Here is a 20,558-nt window from a genome sequence, read left to right on the forward strand (position 1 = left end):
TTACAGGTTGCAGGTTGCAAGGTGCAGGTTGCAGGTTGGGTTTACTCTAATTTCCGGAGGTAAATGTTCTTGTAGGTAGCGTTCAAAGAAACGAGTTTCCCGCCGCCGTTGATGGTTCCGGTCAGTCCACCATGGTCATGATCGTGGTCCGATCCTTTTTGCCCTTCGGCGTTGGCCATATTCGCCTTAACGTCAATATCAAAATCAGTATACATGCTACCGTAACTGGTGCTTAGTCGCAGATTAGCCGCAGTATTTTTGGGTAGCATCAATTCAACATTCCCATAAGTAGAATGTAAGCGAATATCCTGAGAAGGTGGACCGGAAGAAAACGCCGCTTCGATACCTCCATAGATGGTGTTGATGGCCAACGGGCCGTAGGTATTGGTCAGTTTCACTTTATGGTAATGCATGCTCACGTCGAGTTCACCTTTAAAGTTATTCACTTCCAGGTCACCGCCCCGGTAGGTAGACTGTACGACCTTAACGACGGAACTATTGGGGACAAAGACCATGATGGTCCCATCGCCCTTGCCTACCTGATCGATGACGACCTTATCATCAAAACCCTGAGAGGAAATACCGAAACCGGTGTTATCTGTTTTACCGCTGGCACTGATTTTACGCATGCCTTTGGCACGTTCGTCTTCTCTTGAGTCGCCGCCCTTACGCGTAATTTTCAGGTCTTTTTCATCATGCCCAACAATCACCAGGCGGTCGATTTCCCGGAATTCGATCGTTTTATTACCAACCGATACACGGTGTTCCGCCTGAGCGAAAAGGAAGAAAGAGGATAAAGAAAGGAAGAGGAAGAGTATGTTTTTCATCTTAAGTTTGAATTTTATCGAGTTGTTGAGTTATTTGGGGGATTCACTTGGGGAATCGGGTTGTCAAGTTTTCGGGGTATCAGGATGTCGGGTTGTCGTGATATTGACACCCAGAAAACCCGACAACCTGAGACCTCGGCACCTCGCCTAAATTAATTTGAAGCTGGCCATCTCCGCCACGTCCCGAACCACCTGGGGCAGGGAATCGGCGTCCATGATTTCTTCGAGGTAGGGCAGAATACGTTTTTCATTTGCCCGGACCAGGGTCTCGATGAGTTCGAAACGCACCACATCGGGCGGGCTTTCGCTCATGGCGGCAAGTAGTTCTTCACGCACCATGGGGTCATTTGGGAATCGGCGGAGGGCTTCGAGCGCCGCCAGGCGCACGTTGGCGTTTTCATCATTGCGAAGCATGTAACCCAGGCGTTGGGTAGTTTCGGGGTCAGCCGATTCCAGTTCAAAGGTTACGGTGGTGGCACGGATGCGCTCGGAGGTAAGCTCGTTTTTCATCAAGTCGAGCATTAGGGTCCGGGTGGAGGCCAACTCTTCGTTGAGGTCAGCTTCACCGCCGGCAACAGAAATCCGGCCGGCAAGGAAGATGAGCAGGATGGCCGCAGCGATCCCTACAAGTTTCATCAGAGGTCGCTGGTAGTACGGCAGGCGACGAACGGTAGCAGCGGGTGTTACGGAGATTGCTCTCGCCTGGTCTTCGTGAATCGACGAGGTCGTGTTCTCTCCCCCCACTTCAGCTGCAAGCATCAGTTCGAAGCGTTCGTCCGCTGCGGCAGAGGGTTCGGGCTCCGGGGTCAGGGCGATGTCTTCCATCAACGACTCCAGCTCCTCCAGCTCCCCGGCCAGAGCAGGGTCTTCGGCCAGGGCCTGGCAGACCAGGGCACGATCATCGGCGGGGAGCTCCCCGGCCAGATAATCCACCAGCATGTCTTCAGTTATCAGTTTCATTGTTGGTTCAGTTTGGCGTAATTAACGCGTAGTTGTTTGGTGGCGCGGTGAATCCGCACTTTAACATTGGCTTCGGAGATACCCAGGACTTCTCCAATTTCGGCGTATTTCAACCCGCGCTTCCAGGCCAGGTCTACCACTTCGCGGTAAGTGTCGGGCAAGGCGGCCAGCGCGGCTTGCGATTGGTTGTCGGTTTCCCGAAGTTCCCAATCACATTGGGCAGAAGGGGTGAGCAAAGACAGGTTACTTATGTCCACCCCATTTTTGATCGGCATGCGGCTTTCTTGCTTCATCCCGTCGTGCATAGCATTCCGGGCAATGGTAAAAAGCCAACTCCGGAAGGTGCTCCCTTCCCGAAAAGAGCCCCGGTACTTGATCACACGTTCGAAGGTTGTGTGTAGCAAATCTTCGGCTTTGGCGGGTACGTTCACCCGCTTGAGCAGGAAGCCATAGATCGGCCGGCGATAGCGCTGGTACAGCTCACCGAGCTGTTGCAGGTCGCCGTTCGCCACGGTCTTCATTATGTCTTCGTCAGTACGCATGTATGTGGGGTTCGAAAAGGGTTACCCGGCTTTTCGAAGATGGTTACACTTGAAGGTAAAGTTTTTTGGGAGAGCATTTTTTGGCGGGGCCGCAGGTGCAGGGGCGAGTTATCAGGTTGTCGGGTTACGGGTTATCGGTGGCCTATTTGTTACGCTGCTAAAGGAGACACCTGCCAAGCACACCGAAACCCGGAGCTACAGACGACCTGATAACCCGACAACTCGACAACCCGGCAACCTGACCCTGCACCTGCGGCCCCGCCCAAGAAGAGAATGGGAGAATTAGAGAATGGGCTTTAAACAGAAGAAAGGACCTGGCTTAAGGGCATCATAAACAAATAACTGCTACGGTCATGGTTGTACTCAATTCCACTTAACTACTTTCTTGACGGCCACTCCCTCGGCCGTTTTCACTTCCACCAGCAACAGCCGCGCGTTCAGTTCGCCAACGTTGAGTGTCAAACGTCGGGCCTGACTGCCGGAACGTTCCATCAGTAATCGCCCATGGCCATCAAATACCCGCACCGTTTCAATTGGCTGATCTGCAACGGAAACCGTGAACTGCTCCCTGACGGGATTCGGAAATATATCAATGGCCAACGCATTATTAATTTGCGTGGTACTGGTCGTACAGGCACCACAATCATCGGTACCGCAGTCAATGCCTGTTTCTACCCCATTCTGGATGTGATCGCGGCAAGACCAGCCCGTACGGATCGCTAAGGCTTCGGCTTCCAGGTCTGCTTTAACGTCGGCTTCTTCGTCCGTCAGCGGCATCGCCAGTAGGTCGATCAGTTCAAAAGAATCCACGACGACATCGTAGAATTCCTGGACCCCGTTGTCCCAATTAATGAGTTTGTAGCGACTGCTACGGATTGTCCAGCCTGGATTGTTCCCACTGCCTATTTCCGTGTAATTATAATCACGTGTCACTTCCATGCTTCCAGCATTCAGGAGATGGGCAAAACTCTGACTGTTGTAAATGCCTCCCGGCAGATCTGCGCCGGCGACTTCGAGGAATGTTGCGTAAATGTCCGCCAGGTGCACCAGGGCATCTTCCCGCACACCTTGGCGATCAACGCCTTTACCTGCAACGATAAACGGTACACGAACTCCACCCTGGTACAAGGTGCCTTTACCGCGCCGGGTCGGGTAGTCTTGTAAAACCTGAGCGGGTGTTCCGTTATCCCCAACGAATACAATCAAGGTATTTTCCCGAACGGAGTCTGTCATACCATTAAGCAGCCTATTGATCTCGTGATCGACAGATTCTACCATGGCGACGTATTGCCTTACCGTATTGTCGGTATTTTCTATCGTATACAGTCCTGCTGGCGGCACGTGAAAGGGTCCGTGTGGTGCCGGGTGAGCCAGCCAAAGAAACCAGGGGTCCGTTTGTTCATTTACCCAGGTGATAGAAGCATCGGTAAGGGCTGTGGTAACGTATTCGGTCGACAGGCTGGTTGTTCCATTCTCCGTGCGGTCCCATGCGAAATAGTCTGTGGTGTTACCTAAGAGTCCCATATAGTAGTCCGCGCCGTGGTCAAGCGGATGTTCGGCATAGGAAGGTTGAGCGATGTGCCATTTGCCAATAACAGCATCGGCGTAAGCACCATTGGTGACGGTCGAAAGCTCTTTGAAAATAGAGATTTGGTCGAGGTCCAGGTTTCCTGGAACACCAGGAACACCATTATTGACACCGTATTTGCCACTCATCATCGCTGCTCTGGAGGGAGAACACATCGGGGCAGCGTAGGCATTAGTAAAGGTGATGCCGGCGGCGCGGAGGCTATCCAGTGTTGGCGTTGTTGCCATCAAGTCGCCATCATGGTACCCTTTGACTCGGTCTACCCCGAGGTCATCAGCGATGATCAGTAGGAGGTTGGGGTGGGTTTGCTGGGCAGAGAGTGTGGAGAGCGTGCCCAATAAAAGCAGGCAAAGAAGACGAAAATGCATGGGTGATTTTTGTGGATAAGCGAAGGTACCGAGGTTTAGACGCCGCTCAGCGATAAAATCAAGTGGAGAGGTCGATTTTTTGGGGCGCGGCCGCAGGATGCATTGAAAGTTGGAGGAGCAGGGTTAGGGGGCGGGGCTAACGCATACGACTCAAACATCCGCCCGACGGCCCTTTCACCCTGGCTGGCTTAAGCCGACAGACAAACTTAAAGGACGGCCAATCCTCCCAACGGATACTGTACCGCCCCTTCCACCTTTTGCTCCTTAGCCCCTTCCATCTTTACTCTTCCTGGCTCAGCTGGTTCACCGCCCCCCACATTTCCTCAAACTCCGCATACCCCCGGGCAATCGCTACCATCTGGTCTCCTTTTCGGAAGACCACCGTCGGGTAGCCCGTCACACCCCACCCCCGATTGAGCTGGAAGTCGGCCATAGTAGCCGCTTTCATTTCGGCACTCTCGAACAGTGTTTTGAACCGGTCGAAGTCGAGGCCCAGTTTTTCGCAGATGGGCGCGTAGAAACTCGTCTCGGACGGGTCTTCGTTCAGCACGTAGAAACCGTACTGGGTCAGCTCGAAGAAGCGGCTTTCGATGGCGGGGTCCATGCTGCGGGCCGCGACTACGGCGCGGCAGCTCGGTTCCGTGTCGTAGTTAAAGTTTTCCCGCTCGAAGAGCTTGTCGCCAAAGGGTTGACCACTGCGTTTGTTCACCTCTTCCCAGTGGTGGCTAAGGAAACCCTTGAACTCCTCGTTCCACGGTTCCCCGCCGCCGGGCCGCAGTCCGCCGAGGACGATCCGGTAAGGGATGCCGTTGGCCGCAGCCGCCTTTTCCAGGCGGTTCAGGGCGGGAGAGATGCCCCAGCACCAGGAACACATCGGGTCACCAACGTAGATGATTTCAACGTCGTCACGAAATTCAACCTCTGCCCCGGCAGCAGCGCCGAGCGGCGCTGGTGTACAAAGGCCAGTCAGGGGATCACAGGTAGCACCGGGAGGAGCAATCATCTTTTGTGCGGTTAGGGGTAAAGTAAACAGGAACAGGAGCGTTAGCAGCTTATTCATGTGGGGTAAACCCGTAAGCTCGCGAGGGGTTCGCTTGATCCTGCGGATCGGCGCATCACCCCTCGCTACCCTAGACGTCCCTTCGGGACTATTACTCAAAGTCCCGAAGGGACGTCTAGGGTAGAGAGGGGTGATAGAGTTGGCAAAGCCAACGACGGAACCCCTCACTCACGCAATTTCTGCAATTGCATAGTTGAGCATGGCCTGCTACCCCTGCTCCATAATCTCCCACCCCAGCACCAGCGCCCCCGCCCCTAAAAACTATCCCGCAAAACCTCAACCTCCGGCAACAACCCCCGATCAATACTATCCCACCGCAAGCTATCCTGGTACAGACTATCCCGCAGCAGCGTATCAAACCGTATCTCGAAGGGAAACAGCGGCCGCAGCGGCAAAGGCTGCGACAACTCCTGCACAGGTGGTGCCCCCGGCCGATTCGGGCGCGGTGGCCGGCCCTCGATGCGCCGCATCCGCCGGGCGCGGTCGATGAGCAGGGAATCGGCTCTTTCCAGTGCCGCTTCGATCACGTCGTCCTGGCATTCGTTGAGTAAATTTCCGGTCAATGCCCCGGCTCTTTCCAGGTAACGCTCGTATACCAGGGCCGTGGAATCAACGACTTCCGGCGTGCAGGCAGTGGCTATAACCAGCAGGATTAACACCAGGGTAAAGGGTTTAATGCGCTTGCTCATTGCCGGAGGTTTTGGGGGATTCTGGCCCGCAGGCGCGCTTCTTCTTCCAATCTGCGCTGGATGATGCTGTCGGTGGCTACCGCCACCCGGTCAGCAAAAGTGGCCTTGCACAGGCTGTCCACAATCGGCCGGATGCTGTCCATATGTATTTTGACCAAATCGTCAATTCGCTGCCGTTCATCCATGGTCAGGCGGATGTTGACGGGGTCTTCCTCGGTGGAGCCGCAGGCGGCGAGGGTCAGCAGGGTTAAGAAAAGTAGCGTGCGCATTGGGCAAAGATAATCGGGCTTTGTAGATTGATAGATGTGATAGTGTAATAGACTTTTAGGCTGCCGCACGCCTCTTAGATTGATAGATTGGTAGATGCGATAGATTGATAGGCTACCAATCTATCAATCTACAAAGGTCGCGTAGCGACCGTCTACCTATATTTGCCCCAAATTATACTCCCCATGGACCCTCTACGCATCGGCATTTCAATTGGAGACGTAAACGGCGTCGGCCCCGAAGTAGTCATCAAAGCACTTTCCCGGGAGGGTATCCTGGACTTGGTGACGCCGGTCATATACGCCTCGGCAGCTGCTCTGCAGCAGTACAAGCCCGCTAACGATGCACCTGCCTTTAGATACGACGTCATTGAACAGGCCGATGATGCCGAAGATGGCCGCATCAGCCTGATCGAGTGCCTGCCCGAAGACACCGTCTTCACCCCAGGCGAAGCCACCGAAAGCGGCGGCCGCGCCGCCGCAGCCTCCCTCGAACGCGCCGTAGCCGAACTCAAAGACGGCCAGCTGGACGCCCTGGTTACCGCCCCGATCAATAAATCGGTCATGCCACCCGACAGCTTCCCCTACCCCGGCCACACCGAAATGCTCACCGAGCAGCTCGGCGCCAAAGAAAGCCTGATGTTCCTTGTCTCGAACGATTTGCGCGTTGGCGTAGTGACCAACCACATCCCCGTCGCCGAAGTCGCCAAAGCCGTGACCAAAGCCGCCATCATGAAGAAGCTGGAGATCATGGACAAGAGCCTGCGGGCCGACTTCGGCCTCGCCCGGCCGGTCATCGCCGTGCTTTCCCTCAACCCACACGGTGGAGACCAGGGACGGATCGGTGAAGAAGACATCAAGGTTGTTCGCCCGGCCGTGGAAGCTGCCAAGGAAAAAGGTATTCTCGCCATGGGCCCGTTCCCAGCAGACGGCTTTTTCGGCAGCGGAAAGCAAAACACTTACGACGCCGTTTTGGCGATGTACCACGACCAGGGACTGATCCCCTTCAAAGCCCTCAGCTTCGGCAAGGGCGTCAACTTCACCGCTGGTCTGCCGGCCATCCGTACCAGCCCGGACCACGGTACCGCCTACGACATTGTCGGTAAAAATGAAGCCGCGCCGGAGTCCTTCATCAGTGCCCTGTTCCTCGCCCGGGAAACCTTCATTAACCGGGAGCGGCACGCCGAAGACAGCGCCAATCCGCTCACCAGCCGGATGCACCTGGTGTACAAACGTAAGCCCAAAGGCGCCGGTGGGAAGTCCGAAACCCGAAAAGGGAGCGGGTCGCGTAAAAAGTAGGTCAGTAAAACACCTTTTTAACAACCATTTCTTCGGGCAACGCTTAGGAAGTGTACACCGACTCCGTGAGTAGTCCTTGTCCTTCCGTTGTGCAGGCATGCCTTCATGTTATGCCGCTACTGAACTACTAGACTACCGGACTACCAGACTATTTTAGATGCGCAAGTACCGTCTCCCCGTTATCATCGCCTTCTCTTTCTTTGCCGCAGCCGCCGTTTATGGCTGTTTCAACCTGAAGTTCAGTTTCGACTTTTCCCAGTTCTTCCCCCGGGGTGATGATGACCTGGCGTTCTTCCTGGAATTCATCGAAGAATTCGAGGGAGACGACAATTTCCTCCTGGTTGCCCTGGAAAGAAAACAAGGTGTCTTTGATTCTACCTTCCTCGACAAGGCTCACGACTTTGCCCTCAACGCGCGGGAACTCGAATACATCGAAGGCGTTCAGTCGCTGACCATGTTCAGCTACCCACTGAAAACACCCTTTGCCGTTACCACCATTCCGGCCATCCACCGCAATGACCCCAGCCGCTACGCGGCTGACAGCCTGCGGATCATGCAGGACGAGCGCTTCGTAAACAACCTCATCAACGAAAAGGGGACCGCCCTGGTGGTACTTCTCAAAACTGAAAGTCTCATCAATTTAACGGGGGAAGGAGAAGGACTCTCCAGCATCGAAAAGAGTAAAATTTTGATGGCCGGGGTGGAAGACCTGATTGGCGGTTACAATTTTGAAGACTACCACTACCTCGGCTCCGCCTACTTCCAGCAAGAAATGGTCGATATGCAGATCAGGGAAGTCACCGTATCCGCCGTGGTCTCCGGCTTCCTGGTTTTCCTGATCATGTTCCTGCTCTTCCGCCGGCCGCTGGGCATCATTGTTTCCCTTGTGAGCATTGGGCTCGGCCTATTGCTGTTCCTTGGCACCCTCGGCCTGCTGGGCCGGGAGCTGAACGCTATTGCCGCCCTCTACCCCGTTCTGATGATCATTGTGGGCACCTCAGACGTGATCCACATCATGTCCAAATACATCGATGAGTTACGGGCGGGCAAAGACAAGGAAACGGCCATCCGGATCACCATCAGGGAGATCGGAATGGCGACCTTGCTTACCTCGCTTACTACGGCCGTCGGTTTTGCGACGCTGCTCACCAGCCGGATCGACCCGATCCGGAACTTCGGCATCAACGCAGCGCTGGGCGTTATGATCGCTTACGTAACGGTGATCTTCTTCACCACGGCCCTGCTTTCTTACCTCAGCGTTGACCAAATCGTAAAGATCGGTAAGCAACAGGCCTTCTGGGACCGGTTGCTCGAACGCGCCTACAAGTTCACGCTCCTCAGCCCGGGAAAGATCAAGATAGGGATGGCCGTGGCGGCCGTCCTTTGTGCCATCGGTATTAGTCAGATTACGACCAACAACCGGATTACCTCCGCCTTACCCCGCGGTAAAAAGATTACTACCGATTTCTTGTTCTTTGAACGGGAGCTTGCCGGGTTCCGTCCCTTCGAGATGGCAGTTACGGCTAAGGATACCGCCAGGATCACTGACTTCAGGGTGATGCAGGAGATCGGCAAGATTGAGGACTACGTCAAGCAGTTTGATGTGGTGCGGAGCACCGCCAGCATTACCGCCATTTACCGAAGCATCAACCAGATGTTCAACAATAACCGACCGGATGCCTACGTGCTGCCCGATGACGAACAGACTTACGCAAAATACCAGCGACTGTCCAAACAAATCCCGGCGCTGAACCTGAACGTGCTTATGAGCAAGGACCAAAAGCGGGCCCGGATTACCAGTCGCTTAAACGACCTTGGTGCAGACAGCACGCAGGCCTTCCTCGCCAGGACCGACAGCTGGGTCAACTCAAATATTGATACCGCGCTGGTTGAGGTGCGGAGCACCGGCACCGGCGTCATCATCGACAAAAACTCGCAATACATCCGCGAGAACCTCTTGCAGGGACTCGGGCTGGCGATACTGATCGTTTGCGTGCTGATGGGACTGCTCTTCAAGAGTTGGAAAATGCTGTTTGTGAGCCTGGTGCCCAACATTTTGCCCTTGTTATTCGCAGGGGCGGTACTGGGCTTTACCGGCATCGAATTGGAGGCTGGCGTAAGTATTGTCTTCGCCATCATTTTCGGTATTGCGGTAGACGACACCATCCATTTCCTTGCAAAATACAAACTTGCCCGAGACAAGGGGCTGGAACTCGAGGAAGCCATTCACCTCACTTTTCGCGAAGCGGGAAAAGCCATTGTACTTACCTCCGTCGTGTTGTTTTTCGGCTTCCTGGTTATGTTGTTCAGCATCCACCCGCCCAGCGTCACGATCGGTTTGCTCATCAGCCTGACCCTGGGCAGTGCGGTGGTAAGTGACCTTTTGTTGATCCCTTTATTGCTCAGGTGGCTGGACAAGTAGGGCGGGGCCGCAGGTGCAAGGAAAAGGGATAAAGAAGCAAGGGGAAAAGGCTTTACGGTCCTTTACACCCCGCTCACTCGGCGGACGAGCAGGCTTGCGATTGCCCTAACCCCAAACGAGCGAAGCGAGCGCTTCCTTGCGGCAGCTATTCTCTCCTTCAAAAATTCTCCAATTCACTACTCCTTCTCCGCCACAACGATGTACTGGTATTCCAGGGTCCCATCGTCACTTGACGTAACCCGGAATCCGGCATCACGCAGCATATCTTCCAGGCTCCCCAGGGCCAGACGGTCATTCTTTGGGGGACCGATGGTCGTGTCTTTCCGCTTCCAGTCAACGATCACAATACGGCCATCGGAGCGTAGAGCCGGGTAGAGTTTTTTAAGATATTCGACCTTGTTTTCGATGAGCATGAACGTATTAACGATCAGAATAATATCCACCTCAGATTTTTCCAGGTGAGGGTCATCCGCCGTGGCCAGGCGGGGCTCCAGGCGGGGCCGGAATTCTTTTTGTAGTCCGAAGCGCCGAAGGGTATCAAGGTAACTGATGTACTTTTCATCGATTTCCACCGCGATGACCCGGTCGGCAATGGGTGCCAGGCGTTCGGCAAAAAAACCCTCGCCGGCACCGATATCGGCGATCACCTTTTCCCGGATATCCCCCATTGCATCCATCACTGCGCCGGGCTGCTGCCAGATCATACGGGAGCGGTTATCCTGCAGCGCCTCATCTTCGGGCAGGTAGATATCGTCCTCTACTACCGGATCGGGCGTATCGACACAAGCGGCAAAAAGGGTGAGAAGCAGAATAGCTGAAAGGAAAAGACGCATGAAGGATAGGTTTTCCCGGCATAAGATAGGCCGGAGGCTAGGATGTTAACAAGGTGTACTCGGGAAACAACGGAAAAAGCTGCCGTTAGTTCCGGCAAAATTGAAGCATCAGTGCGTGCATTTTTTTTCTTAGGTCCTGACTTTCGATGGTAAAGTTATTAACCATAATGGTAAACGCAAGTTCCGTACCGTCAGGTTGGGTAGCGTAGCCGGCGTAAGACCTGGCGGCGCCAAGGGAGCCGCTTTTGGCCCACAGTTTCCCTTCAGCGGCGGTGCCTTTCAGAAAACCCCGCATGCTTCCCGTCCTGCCGGCAAGCGGGATACTTTCCCGCCAGCGTTCGGCACTTGCCTGGTGCCGCAGGAAACTGGTCATAAAGTCAGCGGAGAAGAAGTTTCGGGTAGCCAGGCCACTACCGTCTTCTAAACTAACGGAGGAAGTTGGCAACCCGGCGGTCTTCAGCCAATCGGTTACACCGGCTGTCTCCGTCAGCGCATGGCGCTCACTTCCCCTGCTCTTGTTGATCTCTCGCAATAGTGCTTCCGCGTAAAGGTTCAGGCTTCGGAGGTTCGTACGGTCCACCAAAACACTGAGTGCCGGTGACTCATAGGTATCCACTACCCGGCCAGGAACGGTTCTTCCACTCCCCAGCTCACGATCAGAAGCGGCGGGTTGTGCAACCGAAATACCGCCAGCCTCCAGATGGCGACACAAGGCCTGCGCGGCAAATAAGGGAGGATCGGGCAATGCTCCCTTTATCGTAAACCTCCCGGAGCCAACGGGGATGGTACCCCGTACGTAGTTGTCGTAGCCGAAGGGAGCACCGTAAATGTAGGCCTGGTCTCCGCTGCCTTTTGGCCCGCTCCGAAGTTCGTTGGTCAGCTTCAGGTTTGGCACCTCGGGGCGGGTACGCTGGACCGGAGGTATAGCCCCTTCCCTACCCCGTTGCAGGAAATCAAGGAAGTAAAAATTTTCGTGGAGGTTGAGGCCAAAAGCACCCACGCCATAATAATTGCCGATATCACTCCAGGGCCAGCCGGCTGCGGGACCGTCGGAGCCGAAGTAGCTACCATCTCCAATGATCCGGCCATTAATTCGTTTGATGCCTGCGGCGTGCAGGCGTTCCCGCCAACGATCCAGGGTAGCCTCCAGGCCGGGTACCCCGTCCAGGTACGGGCTGCCCAGGCTGGGGTCTCCACCCCCAACGATATAAACATCCCCTTCCAATACCCCTTGCTTAGTCACCTCTCCGGTAATAATCAGTTGCGTCCGAAAATGATGATCAGGCCCAAGTACGTCCATGGCTACCGCCGTAGTCAGCAGCTTCTGGATGGAGGCGGGGATGCAGGCCGTCTGGCCCTGGTGCGCACCGACCAGTCGGCCGGAGGCCACTTCAACTACGCTTATGGACATTTGCGCACCGGCCAGTTCCGGATCGCGGGCGAAGTCACGGATGTGGTCCTGGATAGACGCCTGGGCACCAACGGGCAGGCAGTAAAGTGAAATAATAAGAACAAGTAACTGTCGCAAGGGAAGGGATTTAAGGGGAAGCACGAAGATAGTTAATCCCGGTAGTGTCGTAGTTGAAATGGTCTCTCTGAGTTATCAGAATCCGTTACGCAGCGACAACGGCCCTTCCCCCTTTGCTCCTTAACCCCCTTACTCTGCACCTGCGACCGCGCCAAGTGAATGAGAGAATTCGTAAATTAATAAATAGGCTACCGTTGCTGCCACTCACTGCGCAACGCTTGTTCGCCATGGTAGCAAACGATCGCCGGAGGCAGCCACAAGTAAACCGCTGCGAACGGTACTTACGGCAGCTATTCCCCATTCATCCATGTTCTTATTCACGCCGGGTGAGCACCCAAATAAACCGTGCCCGCCCCAAAATCGGGACGGGCACGGCCATAAAAACTATGAAGCCCTAACGAATTAAGGCAGAATAACCAACCGTTCCGTCTGCTCACGCCCCTGCCCACGGAAGCGCAGGTAATAGAGACCAGCGGGAATAGCACCGAGGTCCCATTGGGTCCGACCAGCATTATCCATACGGTACCTGGCCAATTGACGTCCGGTAGCGTCAAAAAGAACGGCGTTCAGCCCTCCGGGCCAATTCCCGGAAGCATCTACTGTAAGCAGGCCCTTCACCGGATTAGGAAATACGCTGAGCACACGCCCCGCACCAAAGTCGTGGGTGCCGGCTGGAATTATCCGAAATTCACGAACATCGCTGATGGCCTCGCCACAATCATTGCGGGAGATTACCCGCCAGAAAATGGGTTCTCCCGTAGGCAGATCGATGCGTGAAATTACGGTTCCAGTGGTTGATTGCTCGAAGGTAATCAGGGAAAAATTCGGGGTATTGGAATACTGCAGCACGTAGGAAGCAGCCCCCGGCACGGGGTCCCAACTAAAGGCCACTTCGCCTTCCTGCACTTCCACGTTGTCTTCCGGGCTTACCAGGGCAGGCTCGATGACGACGGTGCCTACTCGCAGGGTAATGGAGGCGACCCGCTCGGCTCCGTCCTCGTTTGTCACCGTGAAATTCAGCGTATAATCGCCCACGGGCAATACGCTCCAGTCGGTAAAATCGACGGTAAGGATCCGTTCGGGGGCGTTAAAGGAGGAGGTAAAGTTGCTCAGTACTTCGTTACCAGCAGCTACACTCAACGTAACGTTTCCAGTAAAATCACTGCCCAGCGTCAGCGCTACTGTTGCGGACTCGTTCTGGCAAGACTCCAGCACATCAATTCCGCTTTGTATGGTAAGGTCTTCATTGCCCTCGATATTACAAAACAACATGTTGAAGGCAGTGATTGCACCACCGTCGTCATCAGCTTCATCTTTTAGGATAAGCGTCCAGGTCCCCCGGGCAGCCTCTCCGACGAAAGCACCGAATGCGTCTAAAGGTTGGTATACGCCCTGCGTAGAGTTCGTGCCTCCTGAACACGAGCCGTCGAAATCATCAGCCGTCAGCATTGCCGCATCGGTAAAAATAACAGACAAGTTTTCTCCGGCACAACGCCCATTGTTAATTCGGTTGAACAATTGAATTTCTGTCCCCTGGGGAGACCGCAGGCGCGCCTGGATATCACCAATGAAGGAGTGGGTAACGTCCAGGCTAAGTTCAAAGGTTTGTACCTGGAAGGCATCACTTATGTCGAGTTCAACCCGGATTTCGGGAGCTCCCTGATCAGAAATTGCCGCAGGTAAGTCATTACCGTCATATGCGCCGCAGGAAATATCCGTGGTAGTAAAAGAGATGGTTGTCCAATCGCCGGGACCACACTCGTTGATCGTGCGGACCCGCCAATAATGCCGGGTATTACCAGAGAGAGGGCCGGACAGACTAACCTCGGTTTCCGTTGTTGTACTGCTGGCCTCCAAGATCGTAGAGAAGTCACTGTTCACAGAAGCCTCAAAGTCATAACCGATGGCAAACCTTACCGGGTCCCAGGTGAATCGGGTGCCTGGCTGGATTCCTATCGCACCGTCTGCCGGGCTAACCAGCCTGGGCGCTTCGGCCATTCTGGCGCTGAGGTCAACGTTAAACGTAATTTCATCGGAGGCAGCACCTCCAGAGGCGCCCACCACTATAGTATAGGTGCCGGGTGCCCTGCCTGCATCGGCAGGAATAATCAACTCCACTGTTTCTCCTCCCCCGGCGGTGGCTGCTGAAAGTATTGGGGCAATACCGGCGGTATTGCTGAGGATGCTGAGGGCCGTTCCGGTACGAAACCCAATACCAAGTACGAAGGGCAGGCGCGTTTCCTGGGTAATACAGCCGATGGGACAGTTATTTTCAGCAATCAGGGTGGTGGCTAATTTTGAATATTCAAGCCCGTCGATCGTCAGGGTACCAGTGCCGCAGGGGTCGAGGTAATCCCGTAACCGGTTAGCCGGCGTACCTCCGCCGTCCCAACTGGTATGGAAATAACCGTAGCTATCCAGGAGGTCGTTTCCACAGGCGGCCCGGCCACCTTCCAGTTGGCCACGAACCCGCTTGAAACGATCAAAGATTGGGGAGCCGGAAGAACCTCCTTGCGTGGTGCCAATGTCCCAATCAGGGATCACCAGGTGATCCCCATTGGGGTCCGGCGCGCCAAGATATGGTGCCCGATAGGTATCCTGAAAGGAGAAAGAGATTCTCTTCTCATCTCCTTCCGGATGATGAATGCCGATCATCGTATCCTGAGGAACCGCCGCTTCGGCAGACCAGCCGGCGAAAAACACGTTAGCGTTGGGGTTAACCGGGTCATCAAGTTCAAGAAGCGTAAAATCTGAAGGAAAATAGCTTGCCAAATGAACGGTCCCGGAATTGGTAACGTCAAGACGGCCATTACCATTAGCGCCACTTGCTGCGGAGTTAGGTTGCCGGCAGAAGCTGTTCTCATAATTCCAATAGGCGACTACTCTGGCGGCCGTGGCCGTAGTTACGCGACAATGATTGGCGGTCATAAACAAGGGCCTTCCATCCTCGTTGACATTATTTACCAGGAAGCCAGTGCAAAGCGTTCCCCCTATCGTAATGCGGGCAACACTGCGAATGATGTCCCGGTAGTTATCGACAAGACCAAAGCCATCGGCTTCGCTACAACCTACGTCGAGGTTACAGGAGGCCGAAAGTACTTCGTTGACATTCACAAAATCGTGGTGGACGAAAGTCAGGTACAGCTGCACCGCTTTCTTTTTAGCCGTTGGCACAGTGAGCTCCAACATTAATTCATCTCCTGCCATGACCGGTGTCCACAGCTCGTTATGTTCCTCATTGTCTGATGCTGAGTAAGGTCCAAATTTCCCGGTGCCCGAACGAATATAGAGTTCTGCTCCTTCGGGTAGGTTATACTCCGAGAATCCAAGGTTCAGGGTCTCTGCCCCGGGGCTGCTGATGCGCATCCGCCAGGTGGCGTTAGCTCCATCTTCTGACCAAATACCATGGGTGGCAGGTCGAATCTTCGTAGCAATAGGCACCGCAAACCGGTCGGCACGGCCAGGTGCTCGAGCTTCCAGTTCTGCTTCGAGCAGCGCACGATTATCTTGGGCGGGCAATCGTTCTACGGGTATTCCTGCCAGCTGATCGGAGGGCAAAGCATACTGGGCCGGGAGCAGGCCAGTGCAATAACACAGAACCAGTGCAAGGGCCCATTTGCGTAAAAAAAGAAACATGTAATCTCAATTTTGAAGTAAAACAAGTCGGCGGAAAGCGCTAAAACCGCTCAAATCTATATGTACCTGCAAGGTAAGGTCCACCTGCACCAATAAATAATTCAAGTGACACTTTGTAGGATAAACTACAAACCCTTATCTTTGCGCCCCTTAACGAACCTTCCGGCCGGTCCTCCCCCGTCCGATCCCAAAATAAAGTACAATGAAAAGAACGTTCCAACCCTCCAAGCGCCGTCGTGTTAACAAGCATGGTTTCCGTAGCCGTATGAGCACGAAGAACGGCCGTAAACTGCTCGCTCGCCGTCGCGCCAAAGGCCGTGCGAAGTTGTCCGTAAGCGACCAGACTTACAGCAAGTAAAACACCCGACCGGTTAAGCCCGGAGGGTCGTTTAAGAACTTTAGCCCTTCTCCGCAGTGCGGGGAAGGGCTTTTCTCGTTGGGGTCGCTGCGCTCCGGTTGCGGGTTCGCTTCGCTAACGTTGCAGGGGTTGCAGGGGTTGCAGGGGTTGCAGGGGTTGCAAAAAAGCTAAATTGGTTGATATATTAATATTTTACTCGTTGCTTTTTTTATGGCGCGGACGCGGGAGCCTGGGAAAAAAACGATAGCAGAGTTTGACGCTGCAATTACTTCCACCATCCCATATTGCTTTGCAACTTTTACAGGCCTTCACACCTTGGTTTATTGGTAACTTTTTTCAAAAATATGTTCCTGGATAAAGGGGTATTCATCTGCAACCCTTGCAACCGGAGCGAAGCGACTCATCCATGAAAAAGATCGTCATCCTCACCGGTGCCGGCGTATCCGCCGAATCCGGCATCGCCACTTTCCGCGACAGTAACGGCCTGTGGGAGAACCATCGCGTAGAAGACGTGGCGAGCCCGGAGGGTTTCGCCCGGGATCCGGAGCTGGTCCTGAGTTTCTACAACCAGCGGCGTGCGCAGCTGCACACCGTAAAGCCTAACGCTGGCCACCAGCTCATCGCCGAACTTGAGGAGCACTACGAAGTCTCGGTCGTCACCCAGAACATCGACGACCTGCACGAGCGGGCAGGCAGCACCAACATCATTCACCTCCACGGAGAGCTATTGAAGGCCCGGCCAGCGAAGGGAGATGGCTTCATTGTGGATTGGCCCGGAGACATCAAACTTGGAGACACGAATGACCGGGGGGTACAGATGCGCCCGCACATCGTTTGGTTCGGCGAAGCCGTACCGGAAATTGAGAATGCCGTCAGGGTCGTCCGCCAAGCGGACCTGATCATCATAGTTGGCACCTCCATGCAGGTTTACCCCGCTGCGGGGCTGGTTGGTTATGCTGATGACACTGTTCCCGTCATTTACATCGACCCCAAGCCGACCATCAACTACGAATTAAAGCTGCGTGGCAATATCCACACCATTGAGATGGGTGGAAGTGAAGGAATGAAGGTTGCCGGGGAGATGATTCCGACGTTGATTTAAGACTCGGGCTATCAAGTTGTCGGGTTATCGAGGACAACCTGAAAACACGATAACCTACTCCCGGCACAGCCGGGCCTAAACCCCAAACTGGGTCAAATGATGATCCAGGTGCTTCCAGAACTGGTTGCTCCATTCCTGCGCCGAAAGCTTGCCGAAAGAAGGGCTTACCCTACCTTCGAAGACCGTAGCACCATCAGCGTGAACGCGTTGAATATTAGCCACAAGTTCGGCTTTCTCCTTGGCAAAATCACGTTCGTCGGAAATGATGAAAACCGGCGCAGTTTGCCCGTTTTTCTTGTACGGCTTATTGCCAACAACGGTATCCTTCACAAACATTTTCAGCATGAAGCGCATAAAAAAGTTGTAGCTGACGGGAATTTTGCCGTAAGTGATGTCAAAGCCTACACTGTTATGTGCCAGCATTTGAGCGACATCCATCTTCCCCCATTCAGGGGTTGTTTCCGGGGTGAGCTTATCAATCCGTTCGAGTAGGTCGGTAACGGTTTGCTGGTCAAAAATTGAAGGGTACATGGTCTGTTTTGATTGGTAGAAGTTATGCTAAAAGTAACACCTCTTTCCTACCTTAGCTAAATGAATCGATACATCCTCTTTCTTTTTGCAATTGTCCTTCTTTTCATCAGCGGTTGTAAGGCTGCTGGATGCGGATGTCCGATGTATTAAGAATCAGGGTTCAGTATTCGGTATTTAGTCCACAGCATTCGGTGCTCAGTATTCAAAAGTCAATAATTCTTACTACTGAACCCTGAATACTGACCACTGATTCCTGAACCCTGGATACTGACCACTGAGCCCTATCTTAGCCCCAGATGCTACGCTTGCTCCGAACCAAAACTCCCACAGAAACGGCTGCGTCGGAAATTTCCGACGCGGACCTGCTCCTGCGGTTCAAACAGAGCAGCTCCCCCAACGATCTATTACCACTCTATGAGCGCCATGCCGAACTGATCTACGCCCTGGCACTACGGTACCTCGGTACGCCCCAAAGGGCAGAAGACGCCGGCATGGAAATATGGGCCGTTTTACTCGACAAGCTTCCGAAACACGAGATCAGTAATTTTCGGTCCTGGTTACAGACGACCATCCGGAACCATTGTCTGATGCAACTGCGCCGTGAGAAGCGCGATCCCTTACAGCAAACAAATAATGATGATGTATTTATGCAGTCGGATCGATTACTGCATCTAAGTACTGAATCAAACCATCATCAGGCTCCTGACACCCGCCCGCTGTATCATTGTCTGAAGCAGCTTAAGGACGAACAACGTCGCTGCGTCTCCATGTTTTACCTCCAGGAGGGCGAGAGTTACCAAACAATAGCCGAACAACTTGATCTATCCGTAGGCCGGGTACGTTCTCACTTGCAGAACGGCCGCCGGAACCTTAAAATCTGCCTGGAAGGGCAGGAAGAAAAACAATCTGAAGAATAGTGTCCTCTACCAACCGCTCCACTAATAATCTACTGCGCCGCTACCTGACCGGCGCCATAACCGCCCCCGAGGAGGCGGAGTTGGAGCGTCGTGCCCTAAATGATCCCTCACTGGCCGAGGCCATGCGTGGGTTACGATCTGCGCCGGAAGAAGATCACGCTGCCCGCGTAAGCCGGATGCTTGATGCTGCCCGGCAGCAACGGCAAACCGGTGCCAGGTTGGTGCGCACACGCCCCAATCGCTACCGCTGGGCGGCAGCGGCAGCCATATTGTTATTAATGGTCAGTTCTCTGTTTTTACTGCCTTATCTGCTTGACAATACTACGGGGGACCTCGCAATGGAGTCGGTCCCACAAACTGAAAAAATTCAGACATCTCCAGGCAAACCTTCATCCGTGTCCGCTCAACCGGCAATTAGTGGTACGGAATCGAATGACGAGGCATTGTCACCCTCCCCTGCTCCTTCATCTCCGACCCCGGACCTGCGTCCGCGCCCGAAAACCGAACTTAAGGACAGCCCCAAAACCAGTGCAACCTCCCGAGCTGATGAACTAAAGGCCGCTGCCCGAGACGAGGTTACAGAAAGAAGGAGGAAAGAAACCACTCAGAAAAAACAGCAAAGGACAACGCCTCCACCATCACCCGCTTTTGAGGCAGAAGTGATAGCGGAAGAAATAGCTGACGACGCCGTAGTCCCAGGTACCCAACGGACGCCACCACCTGCTCCCGCCCCCAGCGTAGCTACCGCACCAGCGGCCGCCCCGACCTCTACTACCGACGCAGGAGCCGGAGCAAGGCTAAAGGAGGCGCTATCGCCCGCAGCGTACGGTGATTCAGCGGCTGGATACCCCCGCAATGTGCCAAGAGCCGGCGCCTACCTCGATGGCCGAATCACTAACGAAAACGGTTATCCCATTGTTAATGCACTCGTCCGCCTGCCGGGGCTGCCATTAGGTGAACGGACCGATAGCAACGGCGTATTTCAGCTGCCCGCAGACGCCGCTGCCACCGCACTGATGATCTCCCATCCTGATTATGAATCAGAGCAGGTAGACCTGACCAATCTTCTCGAAAAATTTCAGATCAGCCTGGAGCGTAAAGCGTTTGTCCCAGAAGACGATCGCCCGCGCTGGCAACAGAATGGAGCCAGTACCCGCATTGTCTTCGACGAGAAACCAGGCTATGCCAGTCCTTTAGAAGGGTACAACGCCTTGCGTAAACGCATTGAAGCAAACAAGCCCGCCGAACTCCCATCGGGCAAGGTCAAACTGAGCTTCCTCGTTAATCCAGACGGCACGCTAACGGATGTCCAGTTCAGAGGCAAGCCAAACCAGGCCACAATGGACTATATCGGTAAAACGCTGGTAACCTCCTCCGTTTGGGAGGTGGTGCAGGGGGATGAACCTGTACGGGTGTACTTTAAGGTGGTGTTTGAGTAGGGGGCGCTTCGCTCAGGTTGCAGGATTCGCTTCGCTCACGTTGCAGGGTCGCTTCGCTCCTGTTGCAGGATTCGCTTCGCTCACGTTGCAGGGTCGCTTCGCTCACGTTGCAGGGTCGCTTCGCTCACGTTGCAGGGTCGCTTCGCTCACGTTGCAGGGTCGCTTCGCTCACGTTGCAGGGTCGCTGCGCTCA

17 protein-coding genes are annotated in these 20,558 nt (G+C 54.3%); 6 read left to right on the forward strand and 11 right to left on the reverse strand.

Annotation, left to right across the window (positions count from 1 at the left end; genetic code table 11):
• Positions 1-41: 41 nt before the first annotated feature.
• The 7 genes from B036_RS0102405 to B036_RS0102435 all read right to left on the reverse strand — a co-directional run bounded on the left by B036_RS0102405 (position 42) and on the right by B036_RS0102435 (position 6,303).
• Positions 42-827: a DUF4097 family beta strand repeat-containing protein gene (locus B036_RS0102405; RefSeq protein WP_020567088.1), complete on the reverse strand. Its 786-nt coding sequence runs from the start codon at positions 825-827 to the stop codon at positions 42-44.
• A 147-nt stretch (positions 828-974) separates the two neighbouring features.
• Entirely contained in the window at positions 975-1,787 is an 813-nt protein-coding gene (locus tag B036_RS31535; RefSeq protein WP_020567089.1) for a HEAT repeat domain-containing protein, read from the reverse strand.
• Entirely contained in the window at positions 1,784-2,329 is a 546-nt protein-coding gene (locus B036_RS0102415) for an RNA polymerase sigma factor (RefSeq protein ID WP_020567090.1), read from the reverse strand. The genes B036_RS31535 and B036_RS0102415 overlap by 4 nt, the downstream gene beginning before the upstream one ends.
• Before the next feature lie 363 nt (positions 2,330-2,692).
• The gene (locus tag B036_RS27755) at positions 2,693-4,285 is read right to left on the reverse strand and encodes a sulfatase-like hydrolase/transferase (protein WP_052333902.1); all 1,593 of its coding nucleotides are present in this window, start codon (positions 4,283-4,285) and stop codon (positions 2,693-2,695) included.
• Positions 4,286-4,565: 280 nt separating this feature from the next.
• On the reverse strand, positions 4,566-5,345 hold the full coding sequence (locus B036_RS0102425) for a DsbA family protein (RefSeq protein WP_020567093.1): 780 nt from the start codon (positions 5,343-5,345) through the stop codon (positions 4,566-4,568).
• Between the two features lie 254 nt (positions 5,346-5,599).
• Positions 5,600-6,034 carry a hypothetical protein gene (locus B036_RS0102430; protein ID WP_020567094.1) on the reverse strand — a complete coding sequence of 145 codons (435 nt, stop codon included), beginning with the start codon at positions 6,032-6,034 and terminating at the stop codon, positions 5,600-5,602.
• Positions 6,031-6,303, reverse strand: a complete 273-nt coding sequence (locus tag B036_RS0102435) for a hypothetical protein (RefSeq protein WP_020567095.1) — start codon at positions 6,301-6,303, stop codon at positions 6,031-6,033. Before B036_RS0102435 ends, B036_RS0102430 begins: the two co-directional genes overlap by 4 nt.
• Before the next feature lie 183 nt (positions 6,304-6,486).
• Here B036_RS0102435 and pdxA point away from each other — a divergent pair, with 183 nt between their 5' ends.
• Together pdxA and B036_RS0102445 are read left to right on the forward strand one after the other, a co-directional pair.
• On the forward strand, positions 6,487-7,599 hold the full coding sequence (gene pdxA / locus B036_RS0102440; RefSeq protein WP_020567096.1) for a 4-hydroxythreonine-4-phosphate dehydrogenase PdxA: 1,113 nt from the start codon (positions 6,487-6,489) through the stop codon (positions 7,597-7,599).
• Between the two features lie 157 nt (positions 7,600-7,756).
• Positions 7,757-10,021 (forward strand): efflux RND transporter permease subunit, encoded by a 2,265-nt coding sequence (locus tag B036_RS0102445; RefSeq protein ID WP_020567097.1) that lies wholly within the window; start codon positions 7,757-7,759, stop codon positions 10,019-10,021.
• Between the two features lie 176 nt (positions 10,022-10,197).
• Here the strand turns inward: B036_RS0102445 and B036_RS0102450 are convergent, their stop codons facing one another.
• The 3 genes from B036_RS0102450 to B036_RS0102460 form a co-directional block, all read right to left on the reverse strand.
• The gene (locus tag B036_RS0102450) at positions 10,198-10,854 is read right to left on the reverse strand and encodes a class I SAM-dependent methyltransferase (protein ID WP_020567098.1); all 657 of its coding nucleotides are present in this window, start codon (positions 10,852-10,854) and stop codon (positions 10,198-10,200) included.
• Between the two features lie 85 nt (positions 10,855-10,939).
• Positions 10,940-12,382: a D-alanyl-D-alanine carboxypeptidase/D-alanyl-D-alanine endopeptidase gene (dacB, locus tag B036_RS0102455; protein ID WP_020567099.1), complete on the reverse strand. Its 1,443-nt coding sequence runs from the start codon at positions 12,380-12,382 to the stop codon at positions 10,940-10,942.
• Positions 12,383-12,784: 402 nt separating this feature from the next.
• Entirely contained in the window at positions 12,785-16,018 is a 3,234-nt protein-coding gene (locus tag B036_RS0102460; protein ID WP_020567100.1) for a proprotein convertase P-domain-containing protein, read from the reverse strand.
• A 202-nt stretch (positions 16,019-16,220) separates the two neighbouring features.
• On the opposite strand from B036_RS0102460, the gene rpmH reads away from it, so the two are divergent.
• Together rpmH and B036_RS0102465 are read left to right on the forward strand one after the other, a co-directional pair.
• A complete protein-coding gene (gene rpmH / locus B036_RS32815) occupies positions 16,221-16,376 on the forward strand; it encodes a 50S ribosomal protein L34 (protein WP_071596751.1) in 156 nt (51 codons plus the stop codon).
• 406 nt (positions 16,377-16,782) lie between these two features.
• Positions 16,783-17,478 carry an SIR2 family NAD-dependent protein deacylase gene (locus B036_RS0102465; RefSeq protein ID WP_020567101.1) on the forward strand — a complete coding sequence of 232 codons (696 nt, stop codon included), beginning with the start codon at positions 16,783-16,785 and terminating at the stop codon, positions 17,476-17,478.
• A 75-nt stretch (positions 17,479-17,553) separates the two neighbouring features.
• Here B036_RS0102465 and B036_RS0102470 read toward each other — a convergent pair whose 3' ends face one another.
• On the reverse strand, positions 17,554-18,009 hold the full coding sequence (locus tag B036_RS0102470; protein WP_020567102.1) for a DUF1569 domain-containing protein: 456 nt from the start codon (positions 18,007-18,009) through the stop codon (positions 17,554-17,556).
• Between the two features lie 296 nt (positions 18,010-18,305).
• Between B036_RS0102470 and B036_RS0102475 the strand changes: the two genes are divergently transcribed.
• Together B036_RS0102475 and B036_RS0102480 are read left to right on the forward strand one after the other, a co-directional pair.
• Complete coding sequence (locus tag B036_RS0102475) at positions 18,306-18,926, forward strand: RNA polymerase sigma factor (protein WP_020567103.1); 621 nt, start codon at positions 18,306-18,308, stop codon at positions 18,924-18,926.
• Positions 18,926-20,365, forward strand: a complete 1,440-nt coding sequence (locus tag B036_RS0102480; protein ID WP_020567104.1) for a carboxypeptidase-like regulatory domain-containing protein — start codon at positions 18,926-18,928, stop codon at positions 20,363-20,365. Before B036_RS0102475 ends, B036_RS0102480 begins: the two co-directional genes overlap by 1 nt.
• The last annotated feature ends 193 nt before the right edge of the window (positions 20,366-20,558 follow it).

It is taken from the genome of Neolewinella persica DSM 23188, from assembly GCF_000373105.1.
Lineage (GTDB): Bacteria > Bacteroidota > Bacteroidia > Chitinophagales > Saprospiraceae > Neolewinella > Neolewinella persica.